At 50.6% G+C, this 16413-nt stretch carries 12 protein-coding genes and 1 pseudogene; 3 read left to right on the top strand and 10 right to left on the bottom strand.

The window, feature by feature from the left end; all coding sequences use genetic code 11:
• Window positions 1–218: 218 nt before the first annotated feature.
• From B9Z50_RS12560 to B9Z50_RS12540, 5 genes are all read right to left on the bottom strand, one after another.
• Window positions 219–4094, bottom strand: a complete 3876-nt coding sequence (locus B9Z50_RS12560; RefSeq protein ID WP_108364851.1) for an SNF2-related protein — start codon at window positions 4092–4094, stop codon at window positions 219–221.
• A complete protein-coding gene (locus B9Z50_RS12555) occupies window positions 4094–5833 on the bottom strand; it encodes an EH signature domain-containing protein (protein WP_108364849.1) in 1740 nt (579 codons plus the stop codon). The genes B9Z50_RS12560 and B9Z50_RS12555 overlap by 1 nt, the downstream gene beginning before the upstream one ends.
• On the bottom strand, window positions 5827–6534 hold the full coding sequence (locus B9Z50_RS12550; protein WP_108364847.1) for an OmpA family protein: 708 nt from the start codon (window positions 6532–6534) through the stop codon (window positions 5827–5829). The genes B9Z50_RS12555 and B9Z50_RS12550 overlap by 7 nt, the downstream gene beginning before the upstream one ends.
• 1 nt (window position 6535) lies before the next feature.
• Window positions 6536–8539: an anti-phage ZorAB system protein ZorA gene (zorA, locus tag B9Z50_RS12545; RefSeq protein ID WP_108364845.1), complete on the bottom strand. Its 2004-nt coding sequence runs from the start codon at window positions 8537–8539 to the stop codon at window positions 6536–6538.
• A gap of 107 nt (window positions 8540–8646) precedes the next feature.
• Window positions 8647–10041, bottom strand: a complete 1395-nt coding sequence (locus B9Z50_RS12540; protein ID WP_108364843.1) for a DUF2130 domain-containing protein — start codon at window positions 10039–10041, stop codon at window positions 8647–8649.
• Window positions 10042–10278: 237 nt separating this feature from the next.
• On the opposite strand from B9Z50_RS12540, the gene B9Z50_RS12535 reads away from it, so the two are divergent.
• Both B9Z50_RS12535 and B9Z50_RS12530 read left to right on the top strand, forming a co-directional pair.
• On the top strand, window positions 10279–10497 hold the full coding sequence (locus B9Z50_RS12535; protein ID WP_108364841.1) for a hypothetical protein: 219 nt from the start codon (window positions 10279–10281) through the stop codon (window positions 10495–10497).
• 47 nt (window positions 10498–10544) lie between these two features.
• A complete protein-coding gene (locus B9Z50_RS12530) occupies window positions 10545–11507 on the top strand; it encodes a YafY family protein (protein WP_108364839.1) in 963 nt (320 codons plus the stop codon).
• Window position 11508: 1 nt separating this feature from the next.
• Here B9Z50_RS12530 and B9Z50_RS12525 read toward each other — a convergent pair whose 3' ends face one another.
• Both B9Z50_RS12525 and B9Z50_RS12520 read right to left on the bottom strand, forming a co-directional pair.
• Window positions 11509–11757 carry a hypothetical protein gene (locus tag B9Z50_RS12525; protein ID WP_146183210.1) on the bottom strand — a complete coding sequence of 83 codons (249 nt, stop codon included), beginning with the start codon at window positions 11755–11757 and terminating at the stop codon, window positions 11509–11511.
• Window positions 11758–11768: 11 nt separating this feature from the next.
• Window positions 11769–12293: a macro domain-containing protein gene (locus B9Z50_RS12520; protein WP_108364835.1), complete on the bottom strand. Its 525-nt coding sequence runs from the start codon at window positions 12291–12293 to the stop codon at window positions 11769–11771.
• Window positions 12294–12342: 49 nt separating this feature from the next.
• On the opposite strand from B9Z50_RS12520, the gene B9Z50_RS12515 reads away from it, so the two are divergent.
• Window positions 12343–14031: an NERD domain-containing protein/DEAD/DEAH box helicase gene (locus B9Z50_RS12515; RefSeq protein WP_108364833.1), complete on the top strand. Its 1689-nt coding sequence runs from the start codon at window positions 12343–12345 to the stop codon at window positions 14029–14031.
• Window positions 14032–14090: 59 nt separating this feature from the next.
• On the opposite strand, the gene B9Z50_RS17480 is transcribed toward B9Z50_RS12515, so the two are convergent.
• From B9Z50_RS17480 to B9Z50_RS12505, 3 genes and pseudogenes are all read right to left on the bottom strand, one after another.
• Window positions 14091–14453 (bottom strand): hypothetical protein, encoded by a 363-nt coding sequence (locus tag B9Z50_RS17480; protein ID WP_146183209.1) that lies wholly within the window; start codon window positions 14451–14453, stop codon window positions 14091–14093.
• A 90-nt stretch (window positions 14454–14543) separates the two neighbouring features.
• Window positions 14544–15599 (bottom strand): DUF2779 domain-containing protein, encoded by a 1056-nt coding sequence (locus B9Z50_RS12510; RefSeq protein ID WP_146183208.1) that lies wholly within the window; start codon window positions 15597–15599, stop codon window positions 14544–14546.
• A gap of 32 nt (window positions 15600–15631) precedes the next feature.
• Window positions 15632–16372, bottom strand: a pseudogene (locus B9Z50_RS12505) (IS256 family transposase); the annotation flags it as partial.
• Between the last annotated feature and the right edge of the window lie 41 nt (window positions 16373–16413).

Below are 16413 nucleotides of genomic sequence, written 5' to 3'. Positions count from 1 at the left end.
CATTTATTCCCCTGCTTTTGTCGCCACGCCTGAGTACAAACTTCGCGAGGGTTTGGAGCACATGTGGTCAAAGTCGTGGGGGGATCAGTGAGACATGACACATGTCTAAGATCCAAAAAGAAAAATCATGGGCGATTAAATGTGTCTAATTTGATTGAGGTAGCTGATGACTCGACCAAAAAAAGGAAAGCTGTTGAAATAAGTGCTGAGGTCAGCACTTATGCAGCACGCTGCATCTGTGCTGACCACCCGATAACCTCATTGTCAAATTCATGGTTTGAAATTGGATGCGCACCGAGCATCTGCTCCAATTGAATTCGCGTCACTAATTGAACACGATTCGCATCAGCTTGAGTTATCGCACCTGACGTGAAACCTTGATTCGTCACTGCGAATTTCATGAATTTTGTACCTGGAAATCTGGTTTGATACCGAGCAGCACCTGCTGCAACTTCTTTTATTGCATCCCATCCAATGGCTTCGGATACAGAGCTCTTACATTGAATTAGCTCTCCTTCACGCCCAATAAGGGCGACAACATCAATACCACCGTCCCCGCCCCTTTTCGGAGTAACGCTAGCTTGGAACCCGCGCTTACCCCAAAGCACGCAGCAAAGAACCTCAAAGCTGAAACCATCCATACGGTCAACGTCATCCATGGTGAGGAAGCGCTTAGGAACGTCTGCTCCCGGTTCATCAGTTCCAACTAGGTCACCGAAAGTAGCCTCACTACCAGTTCCATTCAACATTTCAGTCATAGCATCTGAGTCCAAAGTTGACCCTGCAAGCCCCGCCTTTTTCTTTAAAAGTGCATCAAGACGAAATTCGAATGTCGGGAAATCAGCAATAACCGTTGGGCAATAAACGTACACATCCAATTCTTGGCCAATTCGGTAGGCTCGGTCAGTCGCCTGAGATTCCTTTGCAGGGTTCCAAGCACGGGTGAAGTGAAATACATGGTTAGCTGCGGTTACGTTCAACCCTGCGCCGGCAGCCAAGGTGGAAAGAATGATGACATCGAAGCCTTGGGTAGCTGAAAACCTGTCAATAGAGGCCTGCCGTCCTTGAGAGTCACCATTGATTGTGATTGGCTTTAGCCCAAACTCTTCGCGCAGGAAGTAGGACAGCGCAGCCTGTGCTTCCCTTAACTCCGTGAAAATAATTGCTTTTTGACCTTCGCGCTTGATTTCCGCAAGTCTCAATAGCATCCAACGCAGCTTAGGCGAGTTCGCGAGGTGAGCATCCATTCCTCGTTTATCCATCAAAAATTTTGTTCCTGGCAAACAGTATGGTTCGGCGCAAACGGCTTTCATCAAGTGCAAAGCCCCAAACGAAAGTTGAGCACGCTTGCGCCCGTCTGACTCTTTGGAAGCATCCTGCAACTTTTTTAAGCCACCAAGGTAAAGAATTCTTTGATGCTCAGTAAGAGTAATTTCCAGACGGTCAGTATCAGCAAGCTTCTCTTTAAATTGAAGCTTTTCAGAAGCAGCCGCTTTCATGGCGAAATACTTTTTTGGAAGTTCTTCCGCAATATCGGCCTTGGTCCTCCTCAAAGTCTGAGGTGCAATAAGCTCCTGCAAACGCCTCAGTGCGGCTTTCAAATCCTCCGTGCCACATTCAATGGGACGACGGTAAGTCTTACCAAATTCCTCCAGGAAACCAAGTAATCCTGGCTGCACGAAGTCGAAAAGACACCATAGATCGGCAAGTGAATTCTCAACCGGTGTCCCTGTGCATGCAATCCTGAAATCAGCCTTCAACTTTTTGGCAGCCAAGGTAACCAATGTACCTGGAGTCTTAATGCGCTGAGCTTCATCGCAGATAACAAAAGCAAATGGTTGTCGAGCAAATGAAAACTCATATGAGGTAAGGGTTTCATATGTTGTGATTATTATTTTTGAAGTACCCACCCAATTTGGCTTTAGAAGCTCAATGATTCCTTTGGCTGCCAGTTGGGAGTCTATAAGTGCCAAAGGCTGCTTCCTACCCTTTAGCTCGTCGCCGTAAAGTACCAGTACTTCTGGAAATGAAGGCGTAAAAAACTTCTTTGCCTCATTAGCCCAGTTGTCTAGCAGGCTCTTTGGCGCAAAGATTACTGAAGGCGCTGCATTAGGATTTTTTTCGTAATACCAAGCTAGAACACATAAGAGCTGAAGCGTCTTACCTAATCCCATGTCGTCGGCAAGCAGTGCCCCACGGCACTCAAATGGTGCCTTTGAAACAAGGTGTTGGAACCATGCAATTCCGTACAATTGATGCTTCTTTAAGCCGATTTCGGAACGAAGAGAACGCGGTAGTACTTCCAGTGTCCCGCTCGGTAATGCCAAGCTGACCCGACGCTCCTCTTGATAATCAACACCTGTGAAGTTGGTTTTTACTAAGAGCGTTTCTTTGGGAGCTTTCTTTTCCTTAGGCTTGGAAATACCCTCTCGCTTCACCTGGTCTTGGATTCCCAACATTCCTTTGAATCCTTCTACAAGCGCTCGTGCCTGCCCTGTCGAAACGGGAGTGGGCAAAGTAATGTTTACAACTTCTGGCTGGTTAGCAGCCTCAGCCTCTTGCACTTGCTTTTCGAAGTCCATCACCCATTGTTTGGTAAGTGGGATTAAGACCTGTTCTTCAACGCCTTGAAGGGTAACGCGAACCATCGGAGTGAGATCATCGGGTATCCACCCTTTGTCTTCCTGTCCTTCTGGTGGCGAAGGCTTCTGGAAGACTGGCACATAGATCGCCTTGGCCATGCCGATTCCCTCAATCCGATCGCTGTATCCAGACATCTCATAAACTTCTTCAAGAGAAATTCGCTCTGCGGGTTGCACTCGCCAAACGTGCAGAAACTGTCTCGCCTGCTCAAGTTGCAGTGAGGATTCAGCATCTATAGTCAGGTCGAACTCCTCCCAACCAAACCACTCCCTGTCCTCAAGTAACGCGTTTTCAAGCTTCCCAATAAATTGATCAAATGCGTCGGGAGTCTGAAAATTCTGGACAGTTGTCCTTGCTGTACCTTCACCAAAATGCTCTGTTACACAAAGTTCCACCAAATTGATATGGCCATTGATGATTCTGGGATTGATACTGAAATAAGCTGCTGTAGCGCCAGCTTCCGAACGGTCAGCGGCAAACTCCTTCTCGCTTATCACTTCATGAGCTGACTCGCCCAAAAATGACCAAGGATTGCGCAATAACTTTTCCGCACGAGAACCTGCCACCTTACGACCGGGCATCTCGCGCTTGATAACTTCAAGGACCTTCCTAACGGGCTCTGAAATCACAACTCGAACCCTCCCTCCACCGCGGGTCATGTCGTAGTGTGGTTGCACTGAATTGAACCCATCAAAAGCTGTGAGCCACTCAGCTGGAGCTCTGTCAAATGTGGGAGTCACGGTTATGACACGACCAAATGTTGTGTCCTCCTTCACAGTTGGCAAACGCAAAGTACTTGGAGTCAAAACCAAAGTAGTTTCAAGGTACGGAGTCGTATACAACGCTCCAGCTTTGTCTGCTACTTCCCTTATAACGCCCCAGGCCAATTCGTTTTCATGCTGTCTACGCAGCGCATCTGGTCGATTTTTGAATTGAGAAATACGATGCACAGTTTCCCATGAAGCTGGTGACAGCAGCACTGACAACCCGCCTACAACGGCAAGACCGCCCACTTGATTTGAAACAGCTATTTGCCGAGTTCCATCGATCCAACCATCTAGATGCAATTCGAAATCAGGATCAGAAAGCGCACCAGTGCAACTTATTATTGGGCGTATCCCTGATAGTGGCGGCAAGTTCCACATTTGAAGGGCACCACTGTGATCAGGGTCTTCAAGAAGCGCGTAAACAGCATCCCATTGGACAACGAAACCTCGAGAATTGAAATGACTTATGCCCTCTTGCTCAAGTTGAACTAGGTATGCGGCCAAAACACAATCCGATGGGCTGATATTTTTGCTATGAACCTCATCAAGAAAGTCAGAACTACTGATAACGTCAGCACTTTCGGAAAGGTCAAACCGTAGACCCTCAACGTTGAAGGAACGTGTTATCTGAGAAACATTAGCTTCACCGCCAGTTGAACGCCGAAAAAGTTCAAAAAATGACATTAATCGCCTCTGTAATACCAAGCATCTTTGGTTATGGACCACCAAAAGCCGAGCTTTGCTAGTTCTCCAGAAAGAAATTGACTCTGGTTTGCATCTTCTACCCAAAGGCGACCGCCTACCCGACCTCGCTCATCCCTGATTTTTGCTCCTTTGAAACCTTCAACGAGATGATGGAGCTTGGCCATTGAGAACTTAGTTGTGTCTCCCACCTTTTGGTTCAAAGTTGGTGCCCGGTGATTTTCAACTGGAGTTTCGCGGTTCGATAAATTAGCTTTAGTAGCAGATGTGGCCCCGCTACCTAAGGTGGATCTACCCGTTGACTTAACGTCAGGATAAATCCCTAATTGCTTCAGTTGATAGGTGGCTGTTTCCTCCCATCCTGGTGGATGCAAGATTCGAACTCCCTCTCCTGATGAAAAACCGTATTTCAAATCATCCGTTCCACCGTTGTAGTATTTTGAATTTCGGTCGAATTTCAATTTTTTGATTTGGTAAACGTATGCAGCGTTCGAGGTAACGCTGAACTCAACGGCTATGAAATCACCAATTTGCATCATGAAGGCATCTGATTTTTTGTTCGCTAGCAGCTCAGCATAGTCGCCGCGCTCCCGAGCGATAAGCTCCTTCACTGCCTTGTTTGAGTACTGCAATGCCATCGTCTCAGAGCCAAAAACAAGGCGCGTCCATGTAATCTGTTGCAAGTATTTCGACCAAAACGCAAGGCGACCGGCGTCAGAGCTGTTCCTGGCTGCCAAGATGTCAAAGAAGTCCTTAAGAGCTCGCTCGGTCACCCAAGTCATAACCATTTTCCATACCCCGTCAGGCACCCGATTCCAAGCAGGTGCCATTCCCAAAGTTTTCAGTTTGGGGTTACGCCAGATTTCTTTGTGAACAACGAACTCCCTAAGCTCTTCATGTGGCTTGGTGTTAACGCAATCGTGATAACGAATAAGCACTGCCTCAATGGCCTCATCTCTGAAAGCTGGTTTTTCCCGAATGAGTTCAATCAAACGAGGAATTGAACTTTGAAACTCCAAGTCACCGAGCTTAGTAGCACTGCGAACTGCGCTGAGGACCAACTGGTGCCAAAACCAACTGGATTGAGGAATGCCTAGATCTGTCTTAAGTCTATCTACCTGCGATGTATCGCCATTCAAATATTGAGAAGCGTATTTATCTACCGGATTTTTAGTGAGAATCTCGGGATCTCCTCTCAAGACAGTCATCCAATCTGGGATGACCCCATCACCAGACTGATGACTCATTTGAAGCCAAGTTCGTTCTAGAAATCCCCTTAGCTGAGCCCACCCGTTAGTGGCACTTGTATTAGCCTCTAACGGATCGAATGAAAAATACGAGGTGAGCAATCCATGCCAAGTTAACCGCCATAGGTCACCGGTTTTAACTTCAGCCTCATACTTTTCTAAAAGACTTTTAAACTTTGAACTGGCAAGCACAAGTTCATTTGCCGCACCTGTAATAGGTTCGGCCAGAACAGACGCTATCAAGTCTCGCTTCCAATCGTCTAACTCAACTCCCCTCAAGAACTCGCGAGCAGCAGCATAAGCATCATCTCTGTTTGGCTTGGCCTTTGCGTAGCCCTGAAATGTACGCTCGGCCTCTTTTGCTGACTTTTCGACTACAGCAGGTTGTCCAAGAAAATCCGAATGCAATCCAAACGAATCAATGCAGGCATTTAGTTCATTTTGAAGCCTATTCAGACGGGCCTTTGTCAACATGCCCCATACTCCTTACGAGTCCCATTCGACAAGTTTTCGGGCTTTTTGTCATCAAGTCCCCAAAAATCAATTTTCAATTCCACTCGCCTACTTGCCGCTTTATCCTGGCGAACAGAATTGAATGAGTAGCCGCCCACCAAGAAAAGGTCTTGAATCTGGTCAAGCTGAGCATTTGAAAGCGGACGCTCATCAGCAGCGGGCTTTGCAAACAACGCACAAACCACGCTTTGGCTTCGGTCAAGGCTCAATCCCAAGTTGTAGAGGTATGTGCCGTCTTGATCCGTAAAACCTTCAACGACAACCCGCCTCATCCACTTTTCCCCTTCAGGGGTCGCCTTGGCGTTAAGCAGAACAGGAATGTAGTCACGTAAGAACTTTGCTGCGTCGGGTTGTATTTCGTACTTCCCACTCTCAAAACGGACAATTTCACCTAGGTTGATCTGATAAGTGGATTCATTGACTTCAACTTTTTTTTCCGAAGATGCTTTCTTAATTTTTTCCATCACATTTCTGATGGCACCTTCCCTGAGTATCTTGGCCTCTTCTTCGGCTGTAACGTTTTTGGTCACAGCCACCAACGTCACCGCCATAACGACCAGAAACAATGTCATAAGAGCTGACATAAGGTCTGAAAAGGAAATCCAGAACGGGCTCTCACCATCAAGCTTTCCTTTTCTCTTCAAAATAATGCGTGCAAGCATTTCAAACCTTTTTCATGCGGTGCACAGCACTTGCAAATTCCTGCACTACACCGTTGAGGTGGCCGGTACCAGCCGAAAGATGCCTATCAGTCTCTGTAATCGTCTTCTTAAGCACTTGCACAAGCTCATCGCCAAACCTCTTGAAAGCCACTGCCAAGGCTTCGTTCACTGAATCCAAATGCTGTCGACTTTCAGCTTCTGCCTTCAAGAGTGAATCAGCACTAGCCCTTATGTTGGCAATGAGCTCAGTTGATACCCCAGCCTCCTTCTTTGCAGACTCTATCAATCCCATTAGCGCCGCAACTTGCTGGTCAACAGTTCGGCGAGTGGAGTCGTATTGATCAAATCCTTTTTGCACAGCCGAAGCAGCAGCTTGTAGGCTGTTTGCAGAGGTATTGAGCTTGTCCGCAACTCCTGTTGAAGCTTTAAAAACTTCTGTAACTGAATTTCCAGCGGTTTCAAACCTTTTTGCAGCGGCTCCCATGGTCAGTGCGCCTTGATTCATCCCATCTATGGCGCGAGTAGAAACCTGGCTGAAAGCATCTATGTTCTGCTGGGTTTTGTTAACTTGTTCGGAAATAGAGGTAAGCAAGTTGTCAACCTGCGTAGTGAGACCGCCTACAAGCTTTCCGGTCTCATCCGACAATTTTTCGTTGCGTCCAGATTCTTCCGCAGCTGCATCTTTGCGCAACTTCTCCAAGTTCTGCATACCAAGCGAGACGTCTCCCAGCACTTTCATGATGGCGTCGTCCATTGTCTGCTTAGACTTGTTTTGTTCTTCAGTAATGAGCTTTCGGAAGTCTTGAACAAACTGACGCATTTGGTCAGTTAGCAACTGCTGATTCTCGGCGGCCTGCTTCATAGCATCTTCCAACTTGCCACTAAATTGATTAGATGCATGCTCGTTGGTTGCCTTAATGTCAGTTAGAAGTGACTGCAGCGATGTTTGCACCGATGTCATAACGTCCATTGATCGCTGCATTTGCTCATTTATTCCGCGCATCTGCCCACCAAATGTGTCCTCAAGCTTCGCCATGAAACCTGTCAATAATGTTTCAAGCATCCCCTCAACTTGCTGGCCGTTACCTTTTGCATTGGCTTCCATTGCATCGCCAAACTTCTTCATTGGCTCTGCAATTCCAGTGGCAATACCCTGTCCGATACGGTCCCCGAGCGCCACCGTCGCCGCTTCGTGAGCGGCAATTTGCCGGTCCACGAGGTTTGTCATCATCTTATTGAGGTCTTCAACAAGGGCATCTTTTAACTGCGAGGTATTTGCCTCATTTCGCTCTGAGGCCTTGACCAACCTAGAGAGGTACTCTTCACCGGCACCGGTAGCGTAAAGGCTATCGATTATTTGTGTCAGTGTCTCTACCATGCTGTAGAAATAAGCCAAGGTGAGCCTACTGATGAACACTACGGCCATCGCACAACCAATTGCAACACCAGATGCAACGAAGGCGTGCTTCACGCCCTCCATCAGTGGCCCCAGACCAGAAACAGCTGTTGCCGCTGTTGCTGGGTTGAAGCTTCCAAGCCCCTCGAGCAAGCCAGCGAAAGTGCCAATAATTCCCAAACCCGTCAACACCCCTGGCAAATGACGAGTAAATTCATCCAAGAGACGGCCATCCACCAGTACTTCCCTTGTGAACATCGTCTCAGCAGGCACTGTTGCGCGAAGCTCACGGAGCTCAACCCCACCTGAAGAAGCTTTTTTAAGTTCGTGCAACGTGTCGGAATACTCTTCCCAGAGGTGCTTTATAGGATCACCAAGGAATACTGAGCCAGCTTCATCTTTGCTAACTGGCTGGCCAGAAGCTTTGATTCGCTTCAAGCCGTTTATAGCTCCGTTCAACTGTTTCCAAACCTTGATACCTTGGATGACATATCCCAAAATGAACAAGGCACTTAATACGAATACCGTAAGAAAAACAGCAAGAGTAAATCCGTGAAGATTTCCTAGTGAGGGGTTAATTGCCCCTAGTACCTGACCAATCCAATTCATGCGGGTATTCCCTATGTTTATCTGGCTTTTAGCCCATTAATGGTATTCGAATTGTGATGAGAACGGCTTCTACCAGTCGGTCGACAAAAGGGCAAGTTGTACAGCGCTCACTCACCTGTATTGAGTTCAGCAAACTTTTGCGCCATTGTGGGGTTGCCTCGAGTCAATTTCTTGATGGTCACGTCCTGAGCCTTGTCGTTGGCCAGCCGCAAATTCTTGTCGGTACCGATCAAGGCTTCCTTGGTCTTTTGCAAATGGTCAATCGACTTGTCGATCTCATCAATGGCCGTCTGAAATTTCTTGGAAGCCAGTTCGTAGTTTTTACCGAAGGCGGCCTTGAAGGTGTCCAGCTCGTTTTCGAAATTGGTGATGTCGATGTTCTGGCTCTTGACCAGGGCCAATTCAGACTTGTACTGCAAGGAGTTCATGGCCGCGTTGCGCAGCAATGAAATGATGGGCAAGAAAAACTGGGGGCGCACCACGTACATCTTAGGGTAGCGATGGAAGACGTCCACGATGCCTGTGTTGTAGAGCTCGCTGTCTGGCTCCAAGAGCGTCACCAGAACGGCGTACTCGCATCCCTTTTCGTTGCGGTCTTTGTCCAGCTCTTTGAGAAAGTCCTCGTTCTTGGTCTTGGTCGCCGTCGTGTCGCTCTCGTTTTTCATCTCGAACATGATCGAGACAATTTCAGTGCCGGCGCTGTCGGATTCCCGAAAAATGTAATCGCCCTTGCTGCCTGAGCGCGCGTCGTTATCTTTCTCGAAATGCGCTCGTGGGAACGCCATGGCACGCACGCGGTTGAATTCCGTTTCGCAGTGCTGCTCCAAGGTCTCACCAATCATCTTTGTGGACAAGCGGGCCTTGAGGTCACGCAGGCGCTCGATCGTGTCCTCGCGGTCCTTGATCTGGGTCTCGTACTTGTCTTTGAGGGCTTTTTTGGCAAGTTCCATCTCCAATTCGGCACGCTCAAGCCCCCCTTTGAACTGGTCACGCTCTTTTTCGACAGCACTGACCGCTTCTGTGATGGCAAGCCTTTTGGCGGTCTCAATGGCATCGAGTTGGGCTTTCAGGGCTTGGATCTCGGTGTCCTTGGCGCCAGCTGCTTTTTGCAGCTCATTGAGCGACTTGGCCTTGGCCAGTTGAACGGCCGCCTCTTGGTCATGCTTGGCTTGCTCCAGTTGGTTGGCCAAAGTGTCGCGCTCTTTTTGAACTTGGCTCAAGGCCTCATTGACCGCCAGCTGCTTGGCGATCGCACCAGCATCCAGTTTAGCTTTGAGCTCTTGAATTTCAGCGTCTTTGGCTGCCGCCTTTTTTTGCGATTCGCTGGAAGCTTTGGCCGTGGCCAGTTCAACAGCAGATTGCTTGTCTTTTTCGGCCAAAGCGAGTCGGTCATGCAGGGCCTGGTCAAACTCACTGTCCCGAACCTGTTTGAGGATGTCCGCATACCCGGACTCGTCAATCTTGAAAGCTTTGCCGCAATGTGGGCAATTGATTTCCTGCATTTTTTAACTCCAATACATCGGATCGCGCTCAACAATTTGGCAAATCCATCTTGAACCGATGGATGCTCAAACAGTTGCTCATGGTTCACTATAAACCGCGCTGGATCGGCCCTGATTCAAACAAGACGGACATTGCAACAAGGAGGAAAAGCCCGAAACGAGTTTGCACCTTTGATCAGGCTCATCAGGTGAGCCTGATATCTGCTGAGGCTTTGTACAGTATCAAGAGCTCCCACCATGAGCCAGTGGCTCATCATCATTGGGCTCATGCACCTGATTCTCATTGCTTGCCTCCTGACCCCACCCATCGATCTGAAAATGCCGAGCCTTTCAGCGCGGCAGCTGGATGCCGCCGTCTTGGTCATGCGCAGCGACTATGGACTGGCCCTTGTAATACACAAAAGAAACCGCTTCGAAAAGCTCGCCATGGCGATCGCAAGGGCGCAAAACAACTGATGCGCATGTTCCCCGTTATCCTTTCAACAATCTATCAAGGTTGATCCATGTCTGAAATCGATCGTCTTTACCGGTACAAAAACTTGCTCAGCAGTCGGCGCGCCATGGGACGGGCTGAACTGCTGCATGAATTGGAGGTGTCTCCCGCCACCTTCAAACGCGATCTGGCCAAGCTGCGTGATCGGCTCAACACACCCATCGTCTTCGACCGAGATCTGGGGGGTTACCGACTGGAAAAGTCAGATTCGACCGAGCTGCCAGGTATTTGGTTCACGCAAGACGAAATCCTGGCGCTGATGACCATCCAAAGCATGATCGAGCAACTGGAGCCCAGCATTTTGGGTCCCAAGCTCAAACCTGTTCGCAAACGTCTTGACGACATGCTCAACTCACAAGGGCTCGATACAAATCAACTTACTCAGAGGGTTCGGGCCGTGCATGCTGGCAAACGCAACCTCGCCCTCGCATCGTTCGAAACCGTTGCCAAAGCCACTTTTGAGCGCAAGCAAGTTCGCGTCCAGCACCACAACCGCCAATCAGGGCAGTCGGTTGATCGGGAAATTTCACCCCAGCAACTGATCCACTACCGAGACAACTGGTACGTGGATGCTTGGTGTCACTTGCGCGGAGGGTTGCGGAGTTTTTCTATCGATGCCATTACCCAGGCAACGCTGTTGCCCAAGGCGGCCAAAGAGGTCGATCTCATCACCATGCGAATGGAACTCGATGGCGGCTACGGCATCTTTGGTGGCAGGCCCAAAAACTGGGCTGTGCTGGAGTTTTCCCCCGGCAGAGCACAGTGGGTTAAACATGAGTCCTGGCATCCGCAGCAAGTCGGTACCTTGCATGCGGATGGACGGTACACACTCAAAGTGCCTTACTCTGATGAACGAGAGCTGCTGGGTGACATTTTGCGTTTTGGCGCTGAAGTGACCGTACTGGCCCCTTCATCCTTACAACAACAGCTCAGCAGCGAATTGGCCAAAGCGTTGAAGCTTTACCAGGTTTGACTCACCATTCATCATCCAAGCTAGAACGAGAACCCGCGAAAGTGGTCACGGCCATACAAGCATGACCGCTACTGGCATGAGGGTCCGCATCCAAAAGGGTCATCACCGAACCGTCTGAGCCCGTGATCAGCTGACCCTCTAGCCTGTAAACAGTACCATCAGACCGAAGGAATGTTGAATCGTCGATCTTGTTGATGTCTTCGCCCCTGTCTGTGGTGGCCAGCGAATCGAAAATATTCCAGAATTTCATAGCCGCCCCCATCATTGAACTGTGCTGGTCTGAACTTCAGCATTCGCGGACTCGAACAGCTGGACCATGTCTACATCGGTCAGGCAAATACGCGCTGTTTGCAGAAATGGTGCCAACTCGTCTGCACGACGGAGAGCTTGGCAAATGATTCGAGCCGCCAGCAAAGGAGGGAACTTGAACATACCCGTACCGATGGCAGGCAATGCCAAACTACGGATGTCGTTGTCATTGGCCAAGCGGAGCATCGACTCCAAAGCCATCTGCAGGTATTTTTCTGGCTCATCGTTGTTGACGTAGTGGGCCGAACGCACATGGATGATCCATGGGTTGGCCAATTTGAATCCCGGCGTCATCAGTCCAGCCCCCAAGGCCAAGGGCGCAAAGGGCTTGCAATACTCCTCCAGCTTAGGGCCAGCGGCCATATGAATGGCACCTGCCACGCCCGAGCCCAAACGCAAGTTGGCATTGGCGCTGTTGACCACCGCCTCCATGTCGGGTTGCTTGACGATGTTGCCGACGACGATTTCGATCTTCATGGGTGACTCCTTTGGATGAGTGAATCTTGAACTGAGAGAGGCTCAAGGCATGAGCCATGTTGGCAAGGTGTTATTGGCACACTTTGGCGTGCCAAAATCCCTCATGGCCCGCATTCACCCCAGCTTCCCACTGCACGCCCCAGCCACCCTGGGTGCTTACCGCGAACGCGACATCCTCAGGCTGTTAGAGCAGGGTCTGGACAACCGCTTTGATGTTTTCCACAACCTGCCCTGGTCAAGCATGCAAGGCGAGCAGCAAAGCTTTGGCGAATACGACTTTGTGATCGTCTCGCCGGGCGGACAACTTCTGATTTTGGAAATCAAGTCAGGAGACGTGACCGAAAGCGACGATGGCCTGACCAAGCAATATGGGCGCCAGGGGCCCAAGGACATTGGTCACCAAATGCGCCGCATGCATTCGAGCTTGTTGCAACGCATCGACAACGGCGAACTGCCCCAAGTCCATGTGGGCGCCATGTTGGTTTTGCCAGATTACAAAACCCATGGCGCAGGCGTGGGCTACCCGCCAGAGCGCATGGTCGATGCCAGCCAGATAGACCAACTATGCCAACGGATCAGCGCCAGCTTTCCTGCCCATTCCCTGCCAGAAGACCAACGCCAGCGAGTGCTGGACTTTTTGGCCAATCGCTTTGAAGTGCAGCCCGACGTGGCGACCCATATTGGGCAAGTGCAGCAAGCCACCACGCAACTGGCCAGCGGCTTGGCCACTTGGGTGCCTCGCATCACTCACGCAGAGCAGCTTTATCAAATCGAAGCCACTGCCGGTTCTGGAAAAACGCAACTGGCCTTGGCATTGCTCGCTCAAGCAGCCGCTCAAGGCCGCAAAGCCCGCTATGTGTGCTTTAACCGCCCGCTGGCTGATCACTTGGCCCGTTTGGCACCGACCCGCTGCGAAGTCACGACATTCCACCAACTTTGCCGCGACCACGCCGAAAACCAAGGTCTCAGTTTGGACTTTGCAGACGCAAAGGTGTTCGAGCGCATCACCCAAAAATACCTGGAAGATGCCATCACCCTTCCTGCCCGCCTGGACCTGCTGATCCTGGACGAATCACAAGACCTGAACCCGGCCTGGGTTGATGCCCTCTCGCAAGCCTTGCTGCCAGACGGTCAGCTGTATGTGATGGGCGACAGTCAACAACAACTTTACGAGCGCGAACCCTTTTCATTGAGCAGCGCTGTGCAGGTGCGCTGCATGGACAACTTCCGCAGCCCTCAGCGTGTGGTGCACATGATCAACAAACTCGGGCTGACACCGGAGCCCGTGCTGGCCCGCAGTGCACACGCTGGCGAAGTGCCGCATTTTCATATTTGGGAAGCTGGGCAAAGCAGCGCACAGGGCAAACTCAACGAATGCTTAGCCAAGTTATGGCAAAGCGGCTACACACCAGAACAAGTCGCCGTCATCAGCTACCGAGGTGTGCAGCAGTCTGAAGTTCTTCGCCAAGACCGATTGGGCGGGCAGGCCACTCGGCGCTTCACGGGCCAATATGACAGCGCAGGCAATTCGCAGTGGAGCGAAGGCCCGGTGCTGGCCGAAAGCCTTTACCGCTTCAAAGGCCAAAGCGCCCCTGCCGTGGTGCTGTGCGAAGTCGATTTTGAAACCCTGACCGAGCGTGACAAACGCAAACTCTTCGTCGGCCTCACGCGTGCGCAAATGCGGGTGGATGTAGTGCTCAGCGAACGAGCGGCAAGGGCCTTGATTACCCTAATTTGAAACCCATCAAAAAATTTTCGAGTCCTCGATCAAACGCTTTAAACAAAGTAATTGCGAATTTATTTCTTAGCCACTCTTTTTCTTACGCGTGGTGTTGAGGGAGAAATAAACCCAGCAAAGTGTTTTTCATAGTTTCTTAATGCATGGATCACGCTATCCAAAAAGTCTACTGTGGAATCCCCAGATACTTTGACAGATTCTTGTGGGCCTATGAGTGAGCCAGAATAGCCTTTGGTATTATTTTTGGCACCTGCTATCTCAGAGCCTTGATTTTTATCGTAAACAATTACTTGACTAAATTCTTCGTAGCCCTTGTAGGGAAATTCAGAACTTATTTCAAACATCCAAAACCTTTTACCTTTATAGAGAACTTTATGACCTTTGAGGTCAGGGTAAATGTATGTCGATTTTGAAGTTTTCATAGTGAGTCAAAGATTTGGGTATGGCCATTTTTATTCAAACAGTTGATCGTAAGGGCTAAAAAAACAGCTTGCAAAGCACGCCTTCACAACTCATTGCCGGATCTCCTCCTGCCACCCCTGCACCACCATCACCATCGCTAGGGTGTCCAACTCAAAGTAGCGCAGCAGGGCTTGCTTGATTTTTTCCCTTTGCACGTCCTGAAGGTCTTCGAACTGGAGCCGTGAATAGGCCGTTGCTGCGGCACCACCTTCTGCGATGACCAGTTCATCTGGGTCTTGGCCAACTGACAGAGATTCACCCAGCATCTCTGCGCCCAAGTCCCGCAGGATTTCATAGGGGTCATCGACGCTTTTGCCGTGTTCGTCGGTGGGCAGCCATGAGAAATTTTTGTAATTCAAGCTGGGCATTCCACCCTCTGCGCCGTAAATCGGCTGGGCATAGTGCTGCCGCAGCCAGGCATTGCTGGCGAGCATGGCGGGCAGGACCTTCTTGATGGAGACATTGCCCTTGGTGGCCACATGGAAGTAAGCGGCCTTAGCCAACTCGCACAGGTCCACCATGGCGCGCTCGCCCGACTTGGTCAGCGACGCCAAAAACAAGCGTAGATGGTCCGCATCGGCTGGTGGATTCAAGCTTTCATCAAGCTGCACCATGATCCGGTTCAGGATGGTGTTTTCATGGTGGCTCCACATGAACACCGTGCCAGTGTCCCCCTCAAACTCGGCCTTGAGGGCACGGGAAAATTCGAAATTTGGAAACACCCCAGGTTCGGCCAGCAAGAATTGGCCCTTGTGCTCAACGCGCCCGTCTTCGTGCATCACATGGTGGGAATACTGAAAGGCCACCTGCTCATAAGGGCGCATGCCTTGATGAAACGGAATGGCCACCGCACTGGTCTCGAAGTCGATGAAATGGTACGGAAAGCGCCAAGACGCCATTTCTCTGCGCATGTGCGCCTCGGCCAGCCAGTACCCTCCCCGATCTTCTTCTGAGGGTATACCTTTGACTTGCATCCATTGACGCTCACTGACTGACAAGGTTTCTCCCCCGTCTTTGACGTTGATGTCCCCTGACTGCACAGCAGACAGTCGTATCCGCCCTTGAGAGATCAGGTCGTCTTTCTTCCGGAAATTCCAAAGATCCAACACCGTGCCTTGGGCGAAATCCTGGGCAGTTACACCACCTCAATCGCCTCAGGAAACCCCTTCAAGCCATCCACGCAGGCGATGAAGATATCGGCCACGCCCCGGTTCTTGAGCTCCGTGACCACCTGCAGCCAGAACTTGGCCCCTTCGGTTTGGGCGATCCACAGGCCCAGGATTTCCTTCTCGCCCGCCATGTTGATGCCCAGTGCCAGATAGACAGCCTTGGCTCGCACCACCCCCGAATCCCGTGTTTTGACATGGATGCAGTCCAGATAAACGATCGGGTACAGCGCCTCCAGTGGCCTGCCCTGCCAGGCCTTGGCCTCGTCCATCACAGCATCGGTGACCGAGGAGATCAGGCTGGGGGAGACCTCTGTGCCGTACATCTCCTGCAGGTGCCCTTGAATCTCCCGAACCGTCATACCCCGGGCGTACAGGGACAGGATCTTGTCGTCAAAGCCAGTCCAGCGAGTCTGGTGCTTGGGCACGATCTGGGGCTCAAAGCTGGCATGGCGGTCACGTGGGACGTCGATGGGCAGCTCGCCAAAGTCGCCTTTGAGAGTCTTTTTGCTTTTGCCGTTGCGGGCATTGCCAGAGGCGTTGGCCACGCTGGCGTTCTTGGTGTGGCCCAGGTGCTCGGTCATCTCGGCCTCCAAGGCACGCTCGACCAGGCGCTTGGTCAACTGCTTGAGCAGGCCGTTCTCTCCGATGAGGTCTTCAGGCTTTTTGTAGCCAGCGAGCAGCTGGTCGATCAATTCGTTGCTTACGGTCATGGTTCATCTTTCTGGATGTTCGGCAGTTTCCTGCCATTTGA

Origin of the sequence: Limnohabitans sp. Bal53 (genome assembly GCF_003063355.1) — a bacterium.
In the GTDB taxonomy this organism is placed as follows: domain Bacteria; phylum Pseudomonadota; class Gammaproteobacteria; order Burkholderiales; family Burkholderiaceae_C; genus Limnohabitans_A.
The sequence above is the reverse complement of the archived record's forward strand: the minus strand, read 5'-3'. Positions and strand labels throughout refer to the sequence as shown.

What these genes read in the sequence shown, in the direction of transcription:
- B9Z50_RS12560 (WP_108364851.1), bottom strand. Translation starts at nt 4,094, where the DNA reads ATGTCATTTTTTGAACTTTTTCGGCGTTCAACTGGCGGTGAAGCTAAT.
- B9Z50_RS12555 (WP_108364849.1), bottom strand. Translation starts at nt 5,833, where the DNA reads ATGTTGACAAAGGCCCGTCTGAATAGGCTTCAAAATGAACTAAATGCC.
- B9Z50_RS12550 (WP_108364847.1), bottom strand. Translation starts at nt 6,534, where the DNA reads ATGCTTGCACGCATTATTTTGAAGAGAAAAGGAAAGCTTGATGGTGAG.
- zorA (WP_108364845.1), bottom strand. Translation starts at nt 8,539, where the DNA reads ATGAATTGGATTGGTCAGGTACTAGGGGCAATTAACCCCTCACTAGGA.
- B9Z50_RS12540 (WP_108364843.1), bottom strand. Translation starts at nt 10,041, where the DNA reads ATGCAGGAAATCAATTGCCCACATTGCGGCAAAGCTTTCAAGATTGAC.
- B9Z50_RS12535 (WP_108364841.1), top strand. Translation starts at nt 10,279, where the DNA reads ATGAGCCAGTGGCTCATCATCATTGGGCTCATGCACCTGATTCTCATT.
- B9Z50_RS12530 (WP_108364839.1), top strand. Translation starts at nt 10,545, where the DNA reads ATGTCTGAAATCGATCGTCTTTACCGGTACAAAAACTTGCTCAGCAGT.
- B9Z50_RS12525 (WP_146183210.1), bottom strand. Translation starts at nt 11,757, where the DNA reads ATGAAATTCTGGAATATTTTCGATTCGCTGGCCACCACAGACAGGGGC.
- B9Z50_RS12520 (WP_108364835.1), bottom strand. Translation starts at nt 12,293, where the DNA reads ATGAAGATCGAAATCGTCGTCGGCAACATCGTCAAGCAACCCGACATG.
- B9Z50_RS12515 (WP_108364833.1), top strand. Translation starts at nt 12,343, where the DNA reads ATGAGCCATGTTGGCAAGGTGTTATTGGCACACTTTGGCGTGCCAAAA.
- B9Z50_RS17480 (WP_146183209.1), bottom strand. Translation starts at nt 14,453, where the DNA reads ATGAAAACTTCAAAATCGACATACATTTACCCTGACCTCAAAGGTCAT.